Origin of the sequence: Brumimicrobium sp., from assembly GCF_048268645.1 — a bacterium.
GTDB classification, from domain to species: Bacteria; Bacteroidota; Bacteroidia; order Flavobacteriales_D; family Crocinitomicaceae; genus Brumimicrobium; species Brumimicrobium ulvae.
Map to the genome: position 1 here is coordinate 1 of NZ_JBLWVE010000020.1, position 21,611 is coordinate 21,611.

The window sequence follows — 21,611 nt, forward strand, 5'->3', positions numbered from 1 at the left end:
ATTAAATACGGTGCATTTACGGCAGGAGCTTGGTTCCGTTCAAGAGATGCATTTATATTATCATTAGGAGTAAACACCGGAACAATAAAAGTTGGATATAGTTACGACGTTACAGTATCCAAACTAAACAACGGAGTTTCAGGAGGTTCACACGAAGTTTCTTTAGGATTCGACTTGAATTGTAAGACAAAACAACCAAGTTTTAGAACGGTTTCGTGTCCATCTTTTTAACAAAGTTTGTAACTAAAGATTAAAAACACGTTATTTGTACAATTGAGAGAGTTAAAATTATGAAAACAAAGACCAATAATATGAAAAGATTCACACAATGGTTCATAGCCTTTAGTGCTATTGCAATCGTTTCTTCATGTTCACGAGAAGTTTCTGATACCACAGGATGGGATTATAATAATCCAGGTATGGGAGGTTTTCAAAAAGTCCCTTATATAGATCAAGAAACAGGACCAGGTCTTCTTTTAGTAGAAGGAGGTACGTTTACAATGGGGCGTGTTGAAGATGACGTTATGTACGATTGGAACAATAGACCGCGTAGATTAACAGTTTCTTCTTTCTATATGGACCAAACAGAGGTAACTAACTTTCATTGGTTGGAATACCTTTACTGGATCAGTAGAGCGTATCAAAGTTACCCTATGATTTATAAAAATGCTTTACCAGATACTTTGGTTTGGCGTTCTCAATTAGGGTTTAATGAGAAGTATGTAGAATATTACCTGCGTCATCCAGCTTATCGTGACTACCCAGTGGTGGGTGTTTCTTGGTTACAAGCGAATGACTACTGTAAATGGAGAACCGATCGTGTGAATGAATACATTTTAATTCGTGAAGGGATCCTTAACTTTAATATCAATCAAGCTGATGAAGCTACTTTTAATACTGAATCGTATTTAAATGGTCAATACGAGGAAGAGGTAAGACAATTACTTACTGATTTAGACCCATCAAAAGCAACAGGTAAGAAAGGGAAAGATTTAGGTGAACGTCAAGTTCGTATGGAAGATGGAATACTTTTACCACGTTACCGTCTACCTACTGAAGCAGAATGGGAATTTGCATACTACGGATTGATTGGAAATATGTCAGGTGAAGATTCTGAGGTAATTAGTAACAGAAGAATCTATCCATGGGATGGTCACTTTGTGAGACAAGAAAATGAAGAGTTCCAAGGAGAAATCCGTGCAAACTTTGTACGTGGTCGAGGTGACTATATGGGGGTTGCAGGAAACTTAAACGATGGTGCTGATGTAACTGCTCCTGTTGACGCTTACTGGCCAAATGATTATGGTCTTTACAATATGGCTGGTAACGTTGCTGAGTGGGTACTTGATGTATACCGTCCGTTATCTTCTGAAGATGTTGATGAATTCAGACCTTTTAGAGGGAACGTATTCCAAACAAAAGTTTTAAATAACGCAGGTGCTGTAGCTTATAAAAACTTCCAGGTTGAATATGATGTTCATGGTATGAAAGAGTACTTGAACGAATTTGAACGTGTACGTTTCCAGCGAGTATCAGCTGAAAAGCATGATCCAAACGATACTGTAATTCAATCAGGAATTATGAAAACAAATGAGTCTAAAAACCCTGTTCCTCGTGGATATGCTCCAGACCCATTCTATGTATCGCATAACTTTACTAAGGATTCTATGGAATTAGGTATTATTGCAGACATCAATGCTGTTCTTGACAAAGCAATTACTTACAGAAACGACAAGTACAATACAGAAGCTTCTATGGTAATTCAAGAGGAGTTATTTGATGGTATATTTGCAGATGAGATTCGTATTGGACCAATGGGTGAAGAATATGCTTTTGAAATTATTTCTTTATTGAGAGATGGGTTCCAAGAGTTCATTATTGACACTCCTGGTAAATTGAAATACCGTAATGTTACTGAAGAAGAAAACATCGGACGTTTGAACTACAGAAGAGCTGATTACATCGATTATGTGGATGGAGATATTGAGTCTTCTATTCACTACGATAACACAAAGCGTAAAAATGACATTAACCAAGCAAGACGTGATCCAGATTTGGTAATGTATCAAAACAGACATGAAGAATTTGACCTTCAAGGTTCGGGAATCAAACCAGGAGGAGATGACCGAACTGCTTGGCCAACCACTTTAGTATCTAACAAGTCACGTGTTTACAAAGGTGGTTCTTGGAAAGATAGAGCGTATTGGATTGTTGGAGGAAACAGAAGATTCCTAGATGAAGACAAAGCAACTGACTACATTGGATTCAGATGTGCAATGGATAGAATTGGAAGTCCAACAGGGATGAACTACTCGAAGAAAAACAGAAAATAAAAAATACTTTTTATTATATTTAAGCCCCGACAACATCGTCGGGGCTTTTTTATTAGAATCATATTATGGAGAATCTATTCGACTTGTTTTATGAATGCAGTGGCGTTTCAACAGATACAAGAAACATTACTGAAGATGTTTTATTCATCGCCTTAAAAGGAGATCGATTTAACGGGAATGAATATGCCCAACAAGCTATAGATAAAGGAGCAAAATACGCTATCGTAGATCAAGAAAAATATGCTGATAACCATAAAATATTTCTAGTAAAAGATGGACTATTGTTTTTACAGAAGTTAGCAGAGCATCACCGCCAACAGTTTGACATACCAGTTATTGGAATTACAGGAACCAATGGTAAAACGACGACCAAAGAATTAACAGCTGCAGTATTGAGTAAGAAGTACAATGTTTTATACACATTGGGCAACCTCAACAATCACATAGGTGTTCCCCTTACCCTACTCCAATTAAAAAAGGGGCATGACATTGCCATCATTGAAATGGGAGCAAGCAAAGTAGGTGACATCAAAGAATTAACAGATATTGCTCATCCAAGCCATGGACTAATCACCAATATTGGTCATGCTCATCTAGAAGGTTTCGGAAGTCCTGAAAATATCATTAAAACAAAAACAGAGTTGTACCAAGCCGTTGCTGAAAACAAAGGAGTTTTATTCTGTAACTTAGATGATAAAACCTTAAAGCAACAGCTACCTTCACCTTGTCAGAACGTAAATTACGGAACAGTTTCTGAAGCTGATATTTCTGGTCACATTGTTCACCTCTCTCCTATGCTGAGTTTTATCTGGCAATCCAATTCTTTTACTTCACCAATGGTGGAAACACAAATCATTGGAAAGTATAACTTCTATAATATGTTAGCCGCAATTTGTATCGGAGTTCATTTTAATGTGAACGACAAGGACATTAGTGAAGCTTTAGAACAATATACTCCAAGTAACAATAGGTCTCAATTAGAGAAAACAAGTCACAACACAGTGATCCTTGATGCCTATAATGCGAATCCAACTAGTGTAAGATCAGCATTAGAAAACTTTTCTGAAATAGAGTCCAACGACAAGCTTTTTGTTTTAGGAGACATGTTAGAATTGGGTAAAAACTCAAAGCAATATCACCAAGAAATCATCGATTTAAGTAAAAAATTAAATCTTCAAGGTGTTTTCGTAGGTAAGATATTTTCAAGTTTAGCCGAAGAAAATGAAATCCTTTCATTCGAAACCACCGAGCAAGCAAAAGACTTCTTTTCAACAGCTTTGCCTAAGAATAACCTAATTTTATTAAAAGGTTCTCGTGGTATTGGCCTAGAAAAACTAGTGGAGATTTTATAATTTTTTTAGCTACTCCCCCCCACTTATTAAAACGAGATACGTTTCTATTAGTAATGAGCTGATAACTTGACAAGAAATCAAGGCCATCACTTATTTAAAACAACATGTTAATCTACTACTGGATTGACTTAACACTAAAACGAAACGTTATGAAAACTACACTTCTTTTATTCTTGATTTTTGTTGGGATGGGATTTTCAAATAATCTTTTTGCTCAACAACCCGACAGTTGCAATATTAATCCTGGTTTTTTCTATAGTGACACTTCAAATTGTGAAATCTATTTCTATCCATCAAATTATGATGCCACCTATGATTATTCATGGGACTTTGGAGATGGGAGTTATTCAAACCAAGCCTTCGTTAATCATCAATATGCCAACTCAGGAGTGTACGATGTAATCTTAGTTGTCTCAAACGATACCTGCTCTGAAACGACAATGCAAAGCATCACGGTTAATCAATGTAGTCCACCGTGCAATCTCAATCCAGGATTCACTTATTATGACACAGTAAATTGCAATACTGCATTTTATCCTAATAATTTCAATCAATTCCATTCATACACTTGGGACTTTGGAGATGGAACTACTTCAAGCAATGCATTTCCGCAACATGAATACGGTTCTGCTGGAACCTACAATGTAACGCTTACAGTTTCGAATGATACCTGTACAGAAACAATAACTCAATCAGTTATTGTTCCACCGTGCCCGTCTCCATGTAACCTAAACGCCTCATTTACCTATTATGACAGCATGTGTTATACAGGATTTATTCCTAGTGCAAACGGTGCAGCTTCGTATTTTTGGGATTTTGGAGATGGGAACACATCAAGTAATAGCCAACCAGAACATTTATACACTACTGCTGGCCAATATACCGTTACTTTAATTGCGTTTGATGGTTCATGTTCAGACACTGTAACGCAAATAGTAAGTGCTCAAGCTTGTACTCCACCGTGCAACCTCAATCCAGGATTCACTTATTATGACACAGTAAATTGCAATACTGCATTTTACCCTAATAACTTCAATCAATTCCATTCATACACTTGGGACTTTGGAGATGGAACTACTTCAAGCAATGCATTTCCGCAACATGAATACGGTACTGCTGGAACCTACAATGTAACGCTTATTGTTTCGAATGATACCTGCACAGAAACAATAACACAATCAGTTTCAGTTCCACCCTGCGCTCAACCCTGTGCACTGGATGCAAGCTTTTCACATGTAAATACCAGTGGAAATACTTATGAGTTCTCACCAAATACATTTAATTCCGCTTATAATTACCATTGGATTTTTGGAGACGGAACAAGCTCAACAGACCCTTATGCAGTTCACACCTTTGCAAATGAAGACGAATATTTTATAACATTAGTCGTTTCAGATTGTGACTGTTCGGTTTCAGAAACTATTGTGCTTGATGTAGCCGACAGCAGTAATTGTAATTTCAACGCTGACTTCACTTACACCATAGAAAATGACGGTAGTTATACCTTTACTCCCGATCACCAATCTTCTAACTATGAATATTATTGGTCATTTGGAGACGGTAGCTCAACAACCGATATGATTCCAAATTATACTTACCAAGCCAATGGGAATTATCTTGTTTCTTTAGGCATTTGGGAAACAGGAAACAACCAATGTAGTGATACCGTTGAAATTTACATTCACGTTGATAGTACTTCTAATTGTGTGCTCAACAGTAGTTTTACGACTACTTTAGATTCAATCAACAACACCTTTCATTTTCAACCCAATATTTACAATTCAAACTATGATTATCAGTGGGGTTTTGGAGACGGTAGCACGTCAAACTTTCACTCACCCACACATACATACAATGACAACAGCATATACACTGTTATTTTACATGTTTCCTCTGACTCTTGCCATAGTGTAGATACAATGAGTGTATCCATGCAAACTGCAAACATTCATTCAAACGGTGAAAGTGATGTTGATATCAACATCTATCCCAATCCAACTGAGGACTTTCTAAATATAACATTTGATGCTGTTTCATCTGAAAACATTGAAGTTACGCTTCACGATATTACGGGTAAACTTGTCTATCAAGAGGCTTTTAAAATTCATGAAAACGGTACAGAAAAGAGAATTGATTTACAAGCTCTTAGTCAAGGAATGTATCAAGTTTATATTCGCACAAAGAATGGTAAAGGCCTTAAATCAGCAAAAGTGATCAAGAAGTAAAACCATCAGCACCTTAGGTAGTCTAAGGTGCTGATTTTCAATTTACATTTAGCTTCAGTCAAACGGGAACAGATTGAAAATCAACAAATCCACAGTTAAAAAGATCAAAAACGGCAATCGAAAGGTGACCCTCGAATTGTACCATTATTCATTTAATTTATTGATGAGTATTGCTGTACGCTACCATAAAAACGAAGAAGAACAAATGGAAATTGTCAATTCGTCTTTCATGAAAATTGTAAGAAACATAGATCAATTTAAAATTGGAAGTAATTATTTTTCATGGTCAAAACGCATTGCACAAAATGTAATCATCGACCAATTTAGAAGTACAAAAAACTATAAAAGTTTATTTGAACATACCGAAAGTGAAAGTTTTCTTGATTTCGAATTTAATTCAAAAGAACATAATACTTCTATGGATACAGTGCTTGATGCATTTGCACAAGAAGAAATTGAAGAGATACTTAACCAGCTTCCTCCCGCCTCAAGAATTACCTTTAATCTTTTCGCCATCGAAGGTTATTCATACAAGGAAATAGCAGAGGAATTGGATATTGGCTATGAATCGGTCAAGTGGCACATCAAAGAATCACGGAAAAAGCTACGTTCCATTTTAAAACATAATACCTTAGAACTTGAGTAAAGAGCAAGAACATATCGACAAGTTAATCAAAGAAAAAATATCTGTTCGGGAATTTGGTGCACCGCCGCAAGCATTTCTTGATGATATTAATGCACGTCTTGACGCGGAACAAAAGAAAACAATCTGGTTTTATTTGTTTACACTGATGGGCATTATCGTTTTAGCAGGTTTTATTGCACTCTTTTTTATTCCAAATCAGGAAAAAAGATACAGCATGGTTGAATTATCTACAGGAGTTAAAGACAGAATAGCAAAGTCTGAAACAATAATTTCACAGACCAGAAATGAAAATCATCAGACCGATTGGAATGAAAAAAAGACAGGATTGATTAATTCAAATGACAGTTTCAGAAACCCCAGGGAAGTACTGAATACAGAATCAAAACCATTATTCAATACAGAAAGTAAAAACCTAAATACTAAGTCTAAGGAGGTAAGTACAGTTGACAAAAAGAGCCACAACTCAGCTTTAAAAACTTTAGACTCACAGGGCTCAAAATTCAGTCATTTTAATCCTATACAAGTAAAAAACGCGAAAGGATCTAAAGCTACAACATTGGACGGTTCTGTTAGTATGCACATTGCTAACAATTAACAAAACAGATTGAAACACTCACTTCCAAGACACCCTGCTCCACTTATAGTTTTTGCTCCAGCACTACCGAAAATCAAGAACCAACTGGGAAACAGTAACTTCTTTAGACTTGGTAGAAACACAATTGAAAAAACGCTTTATCCTTCTGTTCACAACAGTATAGCAACCCAACCCACCTTCAAACCCTACAGTTTCGAAATTCAATTGTTTGGAGGGATAGCAATAGATCAGTCAAGAATATCAAATGCAGTTACAGATGACTATAAAACTCAAATTCAAGCACAGAGCAGAAACAAAATCAGTCCATATTTAGGGACCAACCTAAGTCTTATATTTAAAAACTATGTATTCAGCAGTGGTTTGACATTCTCACAACAAAAGGAAGAAAACAATTATCAAATAATTACAAACCAATATAGCGATTCAATCTATATATCTCATTATGAATATGTTTTTGATTCAACTACAAATCCTCCAGACAGTTCACTCGTCCCTGTATATGATACCACACAGACAACCACGAAGCAGTATGAAAATGTTCATCTACAACAAAGCTATTCATGGTTTCAAATTCCAATTTATTTTGGCTATCGTTTTCAGTTAAACAAATGGTCTATAACTCCTAGTTTGGGCATTAACATATCTATAGGACTTGCTAACAAATCCTTCAAATATCCTCATCAAAATTTCGAAGAGATCAGTGCGTTTACTCCGATGAAATGGCATGTGAATCTACAGGGTAACATTGAAGTTCAGCGACGTTTAAATCAGTGGCATATTTTTGCAAGAGCAGGATATCAACATGGATTAAGTCCTGTGTTAAAGTCAGATACATTCATTCGTAAGTACAACAAAATCAGCACCATATTCGGAGTTGGTTATTCTTTTTAACTTGAGGAAGATTTTCAAAAAGGCCTATTAAATTCTGCTCTCAAAATTGAAAATAATGGTATAATTCAATGAGGTAATTGAAGCAATTCAAAAGGTTCTTCCGCAAAACAATATTTAAGAAAGTCCGATGCAGGAAGAGGTTCTAAGCATTTCATCTATATCAACAGAGCATTCTTCGGCCTATATAGCTTAATGAATCAGTTGCAAGCCAATAGAATTGTAGTGAATAATTATAAGAAATTGGTGGTGTAATCTAGGTTAAATATCAATGTTTTAAGGCAATCAAAGAATGGTGAATAATGAATTATCTCTTGTTGGTCGTTAAGTCATTTTAATAGAAATGTTTGATTTCACGATTAAAAATTATAACTTTAATAATGTCAAACGATTACCCTAATTAGGGTGAAGTTTTTTATCATTATCTTTATAAAGTTATGAAACACTATTTAACACTACTATTCTTATCCGTTATTACAGTTGGTTTTTCTCAAAAACATCCAAAAGTAGATTTCTCTCAACTTGACCGCAGCGGAATGAAAACCGATTTATTGCTCACTGATGTAAAGCCTTTTACAGTATTAATTGACAATGAAAGAAGACAGTTCTCTATGTATGATTTCTCAGAGTCTTACCGAGAATTAGCCCAATCCGATTTGCTGAATCGCTTCCCAAACAGCGATAAAATTGAACAAAAAATTGAGCCTACCCTTTATAATTCCACGATTCCCATCGGGTTGATTCATACGCAATATGAACTTGTTAGTAAAGACGCTTATGATAAAGGGTGGGTAGTGATTAAGGACAATCAAATGATTAAAGACTCCAATGAATATATTTTTGATCAATATTCACAAACAATTATTTCTCCCCTTACCAAAAGAAAAAAAGGACTAAAAACAAAATTTCAAATAGACCCAGCGTTTTTTGTTAACACAACAGAGAATAACATAACACAAATAGAGGCGGATTTTGGAAATAAAGCAGGGTTTCAAAATATTTCAACTCACAATGAGGTTACTGTAAAGTACCATATAGAAGGAAAGAAGAAAATCATTTTTCGAGTACATTTTTCGAATGGTGAAATTGCAGAACGTGTCTCATTTTTGCAAGTCGATTATTCGAATGAAGATTTATTTGAATTATTTGGATTAGCAGTTGATACCGTAACCTCTGCATACATTCCCGACTTAACCATTTATGGTGACAGTTCTATCGCTCCAGGAAAGTGCGAATATCAGATTTTCCTCAGTGCAGACAGTATCTTTGACAAACCTATATTTATTGTTGATGGGTTTGACCCAGGAGACACCAGAGGTATTCTTTCTGTTTACAACATGCTCTCTTACACCGATTCGCTTGGCGACACTTTGAACATGGGAGATTATGTGCGTCAACATGCAGAACATGATGTGGTTGTGGTAAACTTCCCTACCTATGTGAATATGTATGGCGATACGATTGATGGTGGAGCTGATTATATCGAAAGAAATGCCTTAGCCCTAGTGTCGGTTATTGAAGAAATTAATAGTCTAAAAATTGGAAGTGAACAAAACGTTCTAATCGGACCAAGTATGGGGGGGTTAATTACCCGTTATGCTTTGCGATATATGGAGATGAACAACCTCAGTCATGATGCGCGTCTTTGGCTTTCGTTCGACTCACCGCATCAGGGTGCCAATGTGGCAATGTATGTTCAATATCTTGTCAATTATTTAGGGAATGGATATCCTGACATTGATGAATTAAAAGCCACAGTAGATGGATTATTACGAAGTAAAGCTGCTCAACAAATGTTGATTGATCACCTAGATGCACACGCAAGTGGAATGCCGCTCACCCAAAATGGCGCACCTGGCTATCGCAATGAATTTCAAAATCGTTTAGATTCCATAGGCTATCCTCAAGACACTCGAAATGTTTCGATGATCAATGGAAGTGGGATTGGAAATATTTTTCCAGATTTAGAGGGCAATGCAGTTTATCCAAATTACATTTCTATGGAAGGAGACATTGATGCGGGGACTGTAATTGGAGTAATCAATACCCGATTAAAAATTAAGGCCAAGTTTATGCCCTACGCTGGTCAAGTTTCTGAAATTTTAAACGCCAAAGCGCAAACACAAGTCGTTTTTTGGGTTACTGTGAATACATATACTGCTGATGCAGAACAAAACAACAATTCAGATGGAGTAGATTCAGCACCAGGAGGCTTATTTGATGTAATCGGCTTATTAAATGATTTTGAAATTGCTCCAGAATATGATGACTTACTCCAAGATGCTTTCAGTAAAATTAATGCCGGATACTTTAACTTTATTCCAGCAACTAGTGCAATGGCTTTATATAACGAACTAGATTATTATCATTCATTTAACTTGGGAGAGGGAGATATACCTTGGGACGATACCTTAAGCACCAATACTCAAACACCTTTCGTAAATTGGTATATGCCAGATGATAATCAAATCCATTGTTTGTTGACTCCAGAAAATGTTGCATTTGCCTTGTGTGAGATTATTGAGCCAGACTATGAATTAACAGTAACAACTGCTGATGAAATTGAAGTTTGTGAAGGTCAAAGTTTCAATACAAACATGAACTTTGAAGTCACCTTAGGCTGTTTTCAAATTGCTCATTTCGAAGTTACAGGAAACCCGACAGGCAGTTTAGCAGAACTTAATCACAATGAACTCACAGCCGACGGGACACTTACATTGCATTGCGAAGATTTCCCTCCTGGAAGTTATACTTTGCTCATTGTTCCAAATGGAAAAACAGATAAAGCGGCAGAAATTTCTGTAGTTGTTCACGAAAACATTCCTGATTTGACTGGAACAACAGAATACAGCTTAGATGGAGGCATTACTTTTAATCAAGCGGATAGTGTTGTGGTTGATGAAGGCACAAATATCAATTTAAGCTTACCTCTTGAGATGAGTATAGGAACTGTTGAGTGGTTTGATCCATCTGGAATTTCATGGGGAAGTAATCCATTGATTGAAGACATCCAACTTCAGAGTATTGAAGAAGGGACATGGACTGCAGTAATTACATCTCCATACAATTGTAATGTTTATAACGTCCCTACTGTTATTGAATTTAAAATAATTGTTAGAGAAATATTATCTCTTAAAACACTTGATGTAGAAAGCATAAAAGTCTATCCTAATCCAAGTCAAGATTTAATTACCATTGAAGGACTGCCTAAAAATGGAGACCTTCATATTGAAGTTATTAATGAAATAGGACAAGTTATTCAAAGTAAAACCTATAATTCAGTAGGAAGTTTAACTATTGATCTGCAAAATTTATCGAGTGGGAATTATCAAATTAGAATCGAAACAGAGGGAGAAACTTTTCATCAGAAAATCGTTAAATTATAAATGGCTCGAATGAATTTGAACTTAAGCTTTGACCATATTGAGCGGTACAACAAGAAATACGCCTTTGTAACACAAGGTATAAACCACAGAAAAAGCGAAATCAATTGATTTCGCTTTTTTAATTCATGATTGATTATTTACTTCGCTGAGGGCTAAAGCCGTTTCTCATTATTTTATCAATCCAATCTCTCTTAATCTTTGCATTAAATATTCACCAGCAGTGATGTCTTCATATGCTTTCGGATTTTCTTCATCAATACAAGAAGGCAAACAATCTAAACGCATATCTGATCTTGGATGCAAGAAGAAAGGTACAGAGTATCTGCTTGTTCCCAAATTTTCTTTTGATGGATTAATTACACGGTGTGTTGTCGATTTTAATTTATTGTTGGTTAAACGTTGTAACATATCTCCAACATTTACAACAATATGGTCTTCAATAGAAGTTACAGAAACCCATTCATTTTGTTTGTTCAAGACTTGTAAACCATCTGCTGAAGCTCCAACCAATAAAGTAATCAAGTTGATGTCTTCATGTTCTCCTGCACGTACAGCTCCTTCTTCAATTTCACCTGTTATTGGTGGATAATGAATAGGGCGTAAAATACTGTTTCCATTGTGGATATGCTCGTTGAAGTAAGTCTCTTCTAATCCAAGGTGAAGTGCAATCGCACGTAATAAGTGTCTTCCAGCATCTTCAAAAGCTTTGTACGAAGCTTTTCCTACTTTTAGAAATTCAGGCTGTTCCTCAACACTCACGTTTTCAGGATATTGTTCACCAATTGGGTCATTGTCTTCAACAAATTGACCAAAGTGCCAGAATTCTTTCAAATCTCCAGCCGTTTTCCCTTTGGCATGTTCTGTTCCAAAAGGAGTATATCCTCGCTGACCTCCTATTCCAGGTATGTTATACTTATTCTTGATGGCTTCATCTTGACCAAAGAAAATTTTCATTTGATCATATAATTCGTCAATTAATTCTTGCGAAATACCATGGTTTTTAACGGCTACAAAACCAATACCTTCATAGGCAGCACCTAATTCATCTATAAACTTCTGTTGTGCTTTTTTATCTCCTGATAAAAACTCAGATAAATCAACAGAAGGAATACCTTGTGGATTACTCATAATATCATTGTTTTTAACAAAAATAGCAATATTTATTTTATATACTATTCTCAGATCGATGTTGAGAAAAGGTCAGTCTTTTGGATTGTTTTTCTGTTCAATATACGCTTTGGCCGCTTTGAATTGAGCTTCAAATTCTTCTTCGTTACTCAGTTGATACATTTCCATTTCTGAAGCAAGCATATCTTGAATTTGTAATTGTTCGAAATACTTCTTGGCATGAACAATATGAACCAAAAAACGTTTACCTACTAATTGAACTTCTTCAAATGTAGTTGCTGAAGTTACTTTGTAGAAAGACTTATTGTCAAATCGTTTTCTATATTGTGGAAAGTCCATAAATTTGTATCATTAATTGAGAACACAAATGTATATTAATTCAGAACATAAAAAAGCACAAGAGCTGTTGGATGAGCAAAAGTTTGAGAAATCGCTGATTGCTTTTAACAAGGCTTTAAAATTAAATCCAAATCATCCTGATATTTTATCTCACAGAGGAGTGCTTCATTTGCATATGAATCAAAAGAAAAAGTGTTTTGATGACCTTGAACTTTCTTTGAGATTGGACAAGGATTATAGCTACAGATACGCCGCTTTGGCTTATGCCAAAGACTACTTCGGTGATTTAGATGCGGCCATCGAACTATATGAAAAAGCAGTGCAGGTAGACCCTGAAGACGCTATTTCTCACAACAACCTTGGTTTACTTATGGAAAAACGCGGATATCAAAAGAAAGCCAAAGAGAACTTTGAAAAAGCAGACCGTTTAGCAGAAATTCATGAAGGCATGCTCAACAAAATGGATGAACTTGAAAAGCAAGAAGAAAGTTTCAATAAAGAAAATACAGAAACAAAGGAAGAAAAATCAAACCCTCTTCCTAAACCAGGTTCATTAAACATTCCAAAAGGTGAGCCTTTGCAGCCTAAAAAGTTAAAACCTGATGCTCAGCAAACTTTCGGACAAGTGTCTAAAGATTTGGTTACAAAAAAGAGTGTTTTTAAAGAATTTATAGGGTTTGTTAAAAATGGATTTAAACTAAAGGAATGACCAAAAAAGAGAAAGCAGAATTTATTATGGAAGAATTGGACAAGGTGTACCCTACAACTCCAGTTCCTCTTGATCATAAAGATCCATATACTTTATTAATTGCAGTGTTGCTATCTGCTCAATGTACAGATGTTCGTGTCAATAAAATAACGCCTTATCTTTTTGCCAAAGCTGACAATCCTTACGATATGGTTAAGCTTTCTGTTGAAGAAATTCGTGAAATCATAAAACCATGCGGATTATCTCCTAGAAAATCAAAAGCCATTCATGAACTTTCGCAAATATTAATTGACAAACATGATGGTGTTGTTCCTGACAACTACGAAGATTTAGAATTCTTACCCGGTGTTGGACACAAAACTGCAGCTGTGGTGATGTCACAAGCCTTTGGTATTCCTGCATTTCCAGTTGACACACACATTCATAGATTATTGTATAGATGGGGAATTTCGAACGGAAAAAGTGTAGAACAAACAGAAAAAGATGCGAAGAAAGTGTTTCCTAAAGAAAAGTGGAACAAATTACATTTGCAAATCATCTTTTATGGACGAAGTCATTCTCCTGCAAGAAGTCCGAAGTTAAGTGTAGATTATATTACGGAGGCGATTGGAACGAAGAAGGTGTTGAAAGATTATAAACCGTAAATAATTATGAGTGATGAATTATGAATGTTGAATTGTGTACTTCCCTTAATAACGTTGACCGCTTTAGTTAATTAAACAACGATAAAATCAAATAAATTAGAAATTAGATTTATGAAACATCCCTTCTATTATATATTAATATTTGTTTTGCTTTTACCCACCTTCATGTCTTGTAAAAGCACAAATAAAATCAATCAGGATGATATTCCAATTGGCAATGGAAGATATTTCATTACAAACGACTCTTTTGACCATGATTCATACCACAACGATATTAGATCCAAAGGTTTAAGAAGCAAAGACACATATATTAGAATTGAAGGAGCAATTGATATCCAGCCAATCAGGTCAAGACCAGAATCAATAAACGGATATGGAAAATCTGCAACAATTGAAGTCAAATCTGTTAATGACAAAAAGTTCAATGTTCATGACCAAAGTTTCAATGTTAGTCCACAAGGGACTATTTTCATAATTAATGACAGTACTATTAACTTTCTTATTAAGATTAACAAGTCCAACCTTAGATTCTCAGAACTTAAAGAACTACCCAATAAGATGAAAATAATAGGTAATTATACATTCTATGGAGACACAGTCAAACATCCTCTAATAATTGATGCTATTTTAAGTTCCGATGAATTAAATATATACAATCGCTTTGTTAGTGGTGCGATTGAGGAAGAACTAGGTTTAACAATCGATAAATCTATTGTAAAAGGACTAGTTGTTGAACATCATGATTACTTTAACTCCGATTTACCGAAACTACTCTCTGAATTTTCTTCTGTAGAAACCTTATATATTAGAGGTTTCATGAATGATCAACCATTTCCAGAAGAAATTTATTCTTTTAAAGAACTGAAATCTATAACTTTTGATGTTACGAATGTAAACGCGGATGGATCACTGAAAGAACATTCAGAAACAATATTTCAACTCCCTGAAAGGGTATTTAGAATACCGAAAATCAAATCATTATACTTCAACCATGTCTACCATTTTGTTTTTCCTGAAATCCCCAAAGGATCTTCATTGGAAAGGTTCATAGTAATGAGTAGTTGTATAATAGATAGCTTACCAAACTCATTTTCAAACTTAACTCATCTGAAGTATTTGAGCATTTACGGTACTTCAATCAAGTCTGCATTACCTAACAATCTAAACAAATTAGTTTTACTAGATACGCTTAAAATTAATTTGCCAGATGCTGTCATTCCTGAAAACTTCGGTCCATGGAGCAATATAAAAAAGGTTGAAATTTTACAATCAAACCAATCCAATATAGATAAATCTGAATTTAAAAGTAGAATTGAGAAAAATAATCAAGTTCTTTATAATATATTTTCAAATGCTGATGAACTTAAAATAAATGGTGTATCATCCATAATGAAAAACTAAATTTTTGAATTGATTATAAACCGCAGGTAATTATGAGTGATGAACTGTGAATGTTGAATTTCCACATTCGTAATTCGTAATTAAAAAATTCGTAATTTAATTATTACCTTTCCGTCATGGCAGAACAAATTAACCGTGAGTATTTAGAGCAGTTTGGGAACCTTGAGGTTCTTGCTAAACAAATTGTTGAAGGCTTTATTACTGGGCTTCACAAGAGTCCTTTTCATGGGTTTTCTGTTGAATTTTCTGAACATCGATTATACAACTCTGGTGAGTCTACAAAACACGTGGATTGGAAGTTGTATGCCCGAACAGAAAAGCTATTCACCAAAAAATATGAGGAAGAAACGAACTTACGTTGTCAGTTTGTTTTAGATGCTTCCAGTTCAATGTATTTTCAGCAAGAAGACAATTGGTCTAAATTAAAATACAGTATTTACGGAATTGCTGCTTTAATGGAATTACTCAAGCGTCAACGTGATGCAGTAGGACTTTCTGTTTTTACCGATGAGTTAGATTTGCATACAGAAAACAAATCATCCAATATTCATCACCGCTATATTTACGCCGAATTGGAAAAACTATTGCACCAATACGATGCAAAAGAGGTCAAAACAACAGAGGCCGTTCAAGTACTTCACGATATCGCCGAATTGTGTAAACGTAGAAGTTTAATCGTTGTCTTTTCTGATATGTTGAATGATCCTGAAAATAAAGACAAACTTTTTGAAGCACTACAACATTTAAAACACAATAAGCATGAAGTGATTTTATTTCATGTGGTAGATAAAAAGAAAGAACTGGACTTTCAGTTTGAAAATCGGCCTTACACCTTGGTAGATATGGAAACTGGTGAACAAATGAAGTTAGTTCCTGGAGAAGTAAAAGACCATTATACTAAACAAGTTGCTGAATACTTTAAAGAATTAGAGCAGAAATGTGGCGCTTACGGCATTGATTTTCATGAGTTGGATACCAATCAGCCTTTGAATGAATTGTTGGTGCAGTTTTTAGCAAAAAGAGGAAAAATGCGGTAACATTTCTTTTTTGTATTACTCATCCTCGTCTGTTTTCAAAGCGTTCATGAGCTCCCTGCGGTCGGTTGACCATAAAAGAAAAAAAAAGTCCCAACAATACTGCTGAGACTTTCCTTAAATATAATTAATATCTTAATTTCTATACAAAGTAGCTTTCACCGCTTTTATAATTCTATCCACATTCGGCAATGCTTCTTCCATTAAAGTTGGAGAGAATGGGAATGGTGTATCTGATTGCGTCACTCTCATTACTGGCGCATCCAAATAATCGAAAGCATAACGTTGTAAATGATACGCCATTTCAGATGAAATTGACGCCAATGGCCAAGACTCTTCAACCACCACACAACGGTTTGTTTTTTTGATCGACTCTACAACAGTTCCATAATCGATTGGTCGAACAGTACGCAAATCAATTACTTCACACTCGATTCCTTCCTTTTGTAATTCATCTGCAGCTTTGTATGCTTCTTTGATGATTTTACCGAAAGAAACGATCGTCACATCCTTTCCTTTTCTTTTTACATCTGCTAATCCAATTGGAATAAGGTATTCTCCTTCTGGAATTTCACCCTTATCTCCATACATTTTTTCAGACTCAAAGAAAACAACAGGGTCTTCATCACGAATTGCTGACTTCAACAAGCCTTTAGCATCTGCTGGATTTGATGGCGTTACTGCTTTTAACCCTGGAAAGTGTGCATACATGGATTCAAAAGACTGAGAATGTGTTGCTGCTAATTGTCCTGCAGTTCCATTTCCTCCTCTAAAAACGATTGGGCAATGGTATTGACCACCTGACATTTGCAACATTTTGGCAGCACTATTAATAATTTGATCAGCGGCCAAGATGGCGAAGTTCCAAGTCATGAATTCTACGATCGGTCTCAATCCATTCATTGAGGCTCCTACCGCGATACCGGCAAATCCGAGCTCTGCAATAGGGGTGTCAATCACACGTTTTGCTCCAAATTCATCCAACATTCCTTGTGAAACTTTATATGCACCGTTATATTCGGCTACTTCTTCACCCATTAAAAATACATTCTCATCACGACGCATTTCTTCTGACATCGCTTCCCTTAGGGCTTCTCTAAATTGAACTGTCTTCATTATTAAAGTCTTATATTTTCCTTTTATACAAAAGTAAATTGAAGTGGTAAAACTAAGAAATTTTGCATTGAACCATATAGAAACATCATCTTTTTTCTTTAATTTCTATCCGAATGAATAGAATCACTTATTTTTATCGTTAATTGTACAAGAAATTAAATTTTAACACAGCTTATATCATGAAAAAAATTGGAATACTCACATCAGGTGGAGACGCACCAGGAATGAACGCAGCAATTCGTGCCATTACAAAATCGGCCATGCATTATGGAATTCAAACCGTGGGTATTCGTGATGGATTTGAAGGACTGATGAAAGGAAGGTTCATCAATATGAAATACACTGATGTTGACAATATCATTCAACGAGGTGGAACCATATTAGGATCTGCGCGCTGTTTAGAATTCAAAGACAAAGAAGCCCGAAAAAGTGCAGTGCAAAATGTAAAAGATGCAGGTATAGAAGGTTTAATAGTTATCGGTGGTGATGGCTCATTTCGCGGTGCACATGTACTAGCTCAAGAAGTGAACATTCCAGTGATTGGCTTACCCGGAACAATTGACAATGACTTATATGGAACCGAGGCCACCATTGGATACGATACTGCACTCAATACAATCGTTTCAGCTATTGATAACATTCGAGATACAGCCTCCTCGCATAAACGCGTATTCTTTGTTGAGGTTATGGGACGAAATTCAGGGTTCTTGGCCTTAAACTCTGCTATTGCTTCAGGTGCTGAATCTGTACTCATCCCAGAAACAATCACCGATATAGAAGCATTGGCTGAACAACTTAGAACTCAAAACAAAGGACGCCGAAGTAGTATTGTTATTGTTGCAGAAGGAGATGAAGAAGGAGGAGCTATGGACATCATGCGAAAAATCCAACCACACCTAAAAGATTTCAGGTTACGCACAACCATTTTAGGTCATATTCAACGAGGTGGCTCTCCCTCCTATTTTGACAGAGCATTAGCTACACGTTCTGGAGTGATGGCTGTAGAATTGCTAATGAAAGGCATCTCAAATAAAATGGTAGGCATCAAAGCCGATGAATTAATCACAGTTGATTTTAAAGACGCCATTGAAAAACACGCCATTCCAAATCTGGAAAAAGAGGATATTTTGAAGAAGTTGTTAACGAAGTAAATTAACAACAATACATAAAAATATATAAAACACTAAAAATCAAACACATAATAACCAACCTTAGAGATTTACGCATATATTATAGGGAAAATATAGATTTGTTTATATCTTAGATTTAAAACTACTATACTATGATGCGCAAAAACTACTCTCTTATACTCATTTTTCTGGGGATCACTTTGTGTTCCTTTTCACAACACACATATTCTTTAGAGTTAAATTCCTATAATGGAAAACACCCAAAAGAAGTATTGGATGATATTTCTCAACATTTTGATAACTACAATAGACATATCACAGATAAAGTAATCGTCTTTGAATCTAAAGTTCCTATTTCTAACGAAAAAATGACTGAGATAGCAGAGGTGTCTGGCTATACAATCAAAGAATTTAAACTGGTTTCCACAAAAGAAGAAGAGGAAGATAACTCCAAGGTCATTTTTAAAAACTAAAATCAAGCTATTATGAAAACAACTATAATTCAAGTTGCTATATTAATAGTAACCTTAGTAACTAATTCGCATTTAATGGGTCAGCCTTGTTCATCTGTAATCCCAATGTCATGTGGAACTGTTTATACAGCAAATTTGATTCAAGGAGCAGGAGTGTGGGATAATTATACTGGGACTTCACTTAATTACTATGGTTCTGAACAGGTATGGAGCTTTACTCCTTCAACAACAGATAACTATACATTTAATTTAGATCAAGGTGTTAATGATGCTGATTTCTTTTTAATGGATGCTTGTGGAAATTTGGCTGGTAATTTATCTGGTGGGTACTGGTCAGGACTAAGCAATATGACTGTAAATCTAACCGGGGGAACAACTTATTATTTAATTGCAGATTTATACAGTAATAGCGCTAACTCTACTGTCACTGTAGGCGTGGATTGTCTTGCTTCATCTGCTCCTCCCAACGACTTATGCTCTGGAGCGACTAACTTACCTTGCGGAACAACAAATTTAGCTGGAACAACAGTTAATTCAACCTCAGTTGCTCATGGTACAGGTTGCACTATGAGCAATTATGGTGCATGGTACTCTTTTATTGGTGATGGAAATTCAACAACAATAAGTGCTTCTCCAGCCTCTGGATACGAAATAGAAATGTCGATATCATCAGGCTCATGTGCCAGTTTAACAAATATAGTATGCAGGGACGCAGGGAATCCTGAGACACATACTTTTACAACTACTAATGGTGTAACCTATTTTGTTTATATCGCCCATTGGTCACTCAGTTCCTCCACAACAGGAACATTTACAATTTCCAGGAGTTGTGCAGCAGTAACTCCTGTTTGCAATGACCTATCAGTAAACACAACACTATTTTCACAAAGTGGGTTAACAACATGTGGCAGCGGTGACGACTTTTCTTCATCTGATGTTTGTGGAAGTTCTTACATGAACGGAGAAGATTTTGTTATTGAATATACACCAAATACAACGGAATGTATCGACATAGCCTTGACTAATACAAATACTTGGACTGGAGTATTTCTTACTGATGGATGTCCGAGTAGTTCCTCAGCGACCTGTCTTGGAGAAGCTACAAACTCCTCTGGGAACCCAACATTAAGCGGGATGAATGTAGTAGCTGGACAGACATACTACATTACTATATCCACCTATCCTTCTCCAGACTGTACACCATTTGGTATTGATATAACTGCTTGCCCACCACCAGTCATGGGACAAGACTGCCCTGGTGCAGAAATGGTTTGTAGCAATACTTCTTTCGCTGGAAATTCAAGTGGTTTTGGGACACAAGAACTTGACGCCAGCAATCAAGGCTGTTTAAGTTCAGGCGAAAAAGAGTCTTCTTGGTACTATGTAAACATTGGTAGTAATGGAACATTAGAAATGACAATCTCTCCAGTTGCTTCTGATGATTATGATTGGGCGATATGGGGACCTTTTTCAAGCACCAATGCTTCCACCAATTGCCCCCCTACCTCAGACCCCATCCGCTGTAGTTATGCTGGTGGTGATGGAGATACAGGAATGGGAAATGGAGCTACTGATTTTTCTGAAGGAGCAGGTGGCAATAAATGGATTGCCCCATTAAATGTAATTGATGATGAAATCTATATTTTACTTATTACTAACCACTCAGCTTCTAGTCAACCATTTAATTTGAATTGGGGAGGCACTGCAGGACTTGACTGCACACCTATATCTCTTCCTGTAGAATTAACATTTTTCACTGGAAATAAAACAGGAAATATTAACCATCTTTCTTGGGAAACAGCAACAGAAACCAATAATGATTATTTCATTTTAGAACATTCTGTGGATGGTTTTGCTTGGTCAGAAATAACTAAAATGAATGGTGCTGGAAATTCAACTGAAATCAACAACTATTCTTTTGACCACAGAGACTTTCCGAAAACCATCAACTATTACCGTTTAACGCAAGTTGATTTTGATGGAAAAAGAGAGACCTTCGAAATTGTATCGATTGACAACTCTTCAGACCGAAAATTAATTAAAACTGTAAACATGATTGGTCAAGAGGTAAACGAAAATTACAAGGGAGTGGTTATCGATTATTATGATGATAATACAGTTGTAAAAAGATATCAAAAGTAATTATATAATAATTAGTGAAGCTTTAAAAAAGTGAGTTATTTTAAATGGCCAATTACGAATTACGAAAAAT

The 21,611-nt window shown here is 35.7% G+C and carries 18 protein-coding genes; 15 read left to right on the plus strand and 3 right to left on the minus strand.

Annotated elements, in window-relative coordinates:
- The 8 genes from ACN0U3_RS13050 to ACN0U3_RS13085 form a co-directional block, all read left to right on the plus strand.
- Positions 1-231, plus strand: a 231-nt coding sequence (locus tag ACN0U3_RS13050; RefSeq protein ID WP_417266562.1) for a type IX secretion system membrane protein PorP/SprF, incomplete at its 5' end; no start/stop codon positions are given.
- Between the two features lie 59 nt (positions 232-290).
- Positions 291-2,333 carry an SUMF1/EgtB/PvdO family nonheme iron enzyme gene (locus tag ACN0U3_RS13055; protein WP_417266563.1) on the plus strand — a complete coding sequence of 681 codons (2,043 nt, stop codon included), beginning with the start codon at positions 291-293 and terminating at the stop codon, positions 2,331-2,333.
- Between the two features lie 65 nt (positions 2,334-2,398).
- On the plus strand, positions 2,399-3,685 hold the full coding sequence (locus tag ACN0U3_RS13060; protein WP_417266564.1) for a UDP-N-acetylmuramoyl-tripeptide--D-alanyl-D-alanine ligase: 1,287 nt from the start codon (positions 2,399-2,401) through the stop codon (positions 3,683-3,685).
- 149 nt (positions 3,686-3,834) lie between these two features.
- Complete coding sequence (locus ACN0U3_RS13065) at positions 3,835-5,910, plus strand: PKD domain-containing protein (RefSeq protein ID WP_417266565.1); 2,076 nt, start codon at positions 3,835-3,837, stop codon at positions 5,908-5,910.
- 73 nt (positions 5,911-5,983) lie between these two features.
- Positions 5,984-6,556 (plus strand): RNA polymerase sigma factor, encoded by a 573-nt coding sequence (locus ACN0U3_RS13070; RefSeq protein WP_417266566.1) that lies wholly within the window; start codon positions 5,984-5,986, stop codon positions 6,554-6,556.
- Entirely contained in the window at positions 6,549-7,151 is a 603-nt protein-coding gene (locus tag ACN0U3_RS13075) for a hypothetical protein (RefSeq protein ID WP_417266567.1), read from the plus strand. The genes ACN0U3_RS13070 and ACN0U3_RS13075 overlap by 8 nt, the downstream gene beginning before the upstream one ends.
- A gap of 9 nt (positions 7,152-7,160) precedes the next feature.
- On the plus strand, positions 7,161-8,042 hold the full coding sequence (locus tag ACN0U3_RS13080) for a hypothetical protein (RefSeq protein WP_417266568.1): 882 nt from the start codon (positions 7,161-7,163) through the stop codon (positions 8,040-8,042).
- Positions 8,043-8,476: 434 nt separating this feature from the next.
- Positions 8,477-11,425 (plus strand): T9SS type A sorting domain-containing protein, encoded by a 2,949-nt coding sequence (locus ACN0U3_RS13085; protein ID WP_417266569.1) that lies wholly within the window; start codon positions 8,477-8,479, stop codon positions 11,423-11,425.
- Between the two features lie 168 nt (positions 11,426-11,593).
- Here ACN0U3_RS13085 and ACN0U3_RS13090 read toward each other — a convergent pair whose 3' ends face one another.
- Complete coding sequence (locus tag ACN0U3_RS13090; protein ID WP_417266570.1) at positions 11,594-12,553, minus strand: isopenicillin N synthase family dioxygenase; 960 nt, start codon at positions 12,551-12,553, stop codon at positions 11,594-11,596.
- A 72-nt stretch (positions 12,554-12,625) separates the two neighbouring features.
- Positions 12,626-12,892, minus strand: a complete 267-nt coding sequence (locus ACN0U3_RS13095) for a hypothetical protein (RefSeq protein ID WP_299203346.1) — start codon at positions 12,890-12,892, stop codon at positions 12,626-12,628.
- A 28-nt stretch (positions 12,893-12,920) separates the two neighbouring features.
- Between ACN0U3_RS13095 and ACN0U3_RS13100 the strand changes: the two genes are divergently transcribed.
- The 4 genes from ACN0U3_RS13100 (at position 12,921) to ACN0U3_RS13115 (ending at position 16,683) form a co-directional block, all read left to right on the plus strand.
- Positions 12,921-13,601 carry a tetratricopeptide repeat protein gene (locus ACN0U3_RS13100; RefSeq protein ID WP_417266571.1) on the plus strand — a complete coding sequence of 227 codons (681 nt, stop codon included), beginning with the start codon at positions 12,921-12,923 and terminating at the stop codon, positions 13,599-13,601.
- Positions 13,598-14,245: an endonuclease III gene (gene nth / locus ACN0U3_RS13105; RefSeq protein ID WP_417266572.1), complete on the plus strand. Its 648-nt coding sequence runs from the start codon at positions 13,598-13,600 to the stop codon at positions 14,243-14,245. Before ACN0U3_RS13100 ends, nth begins: the two co-directional genes overlap by 4 nt.
- 111 nt (positions 14,246-14,356) lie before the next feature.
- On the plus strand, positions 14,357-15,646 hold the full coding sequence (locus ACN0U3_RS13110) for a hypothetical protein (RefSeq protein WP_417266573.1): 1,290 nt from the start codon (positions 14,357-14,359) through the stop codon (positions 15,644-15,646).
- A 116-nt stretch (positions 15,647-15,762) separates the two neighbouring features.
- Entirely contained in the window at positions 15,763-16,683 is a 921-nt protein-coding gene (locus ACN0U3_RS13115) for a DUF58 domain-containing protein (RefSeq protein ID WP_417266574.1), read from the plus strand.
- A gap of 132 nt (positions 16,684-16,815) precedes the next feature.
- Here ACN0U3_RS13115 and ACN0U3_RS13120 read toward each other — a convergent pair whose 3' ends face one another.
- Positions 16,816-17,796, minus strand: a complete 981-nt coding sequence (locus tag ACN0U3_RS13120) for a pyruvate dehydrogenase complex E1 component subunit beta (protein ID WP_299203359.1) — start codon at positions 17,794-17,796, stop codon at positions 16,816-16,818.
- Positions 17,797-17,975: 179 nt separating this feature from the next.
- Here ACN0U3_RS13120 and pfkA point away from each other — a divergent pair, with 179 nt between their 5' ends.
- The 3 genes from pfkA to ACN0U3_RS13135 all read left to right on the plus strand — a co-directional run bounded on the left by pfkA (position 17,976) and on the right by ACN0U3_RS13135 (position 21,541).
- Positions 17,976-18,947, plus strand: coding sequence for a 6-phosphofructokinase (gene pfkA / locus ACN0U3_RS13125; protein ID WP_417266575.1), 972 nt, complete (start codon positions 17,976-17,978; stop codon positions 18,945-18,947).
- Between the two features lie 131 nt (positions 18,948-19,078).
- Positions 19,079-19,399 (plus strand): hypothetical protein, encoded by a 321-nt coding sequence (locus tag ACN0U3_RS13130; RefSeq protein WP_417266576.1) that lies wholly within the window; start codon positions 19,079-19,081, stop codon positions 19,397-19,399.
- A gap of 12 nt (positions 19,400-19,411) precedes the next feature.
- On the plus strand, positions 19,412-21,541 hold the full coding sequence (locus tag ACN0U3_RS13135; RefSeq protein WP_417266577.1) for a hypothetical protein: 2,130 nt from the start codon (positions 19,412-19,414) through the stop codon (positions 21,539-21,541).
- Positions 21,542-21,611: the final 70 nt, after the last annotated feature.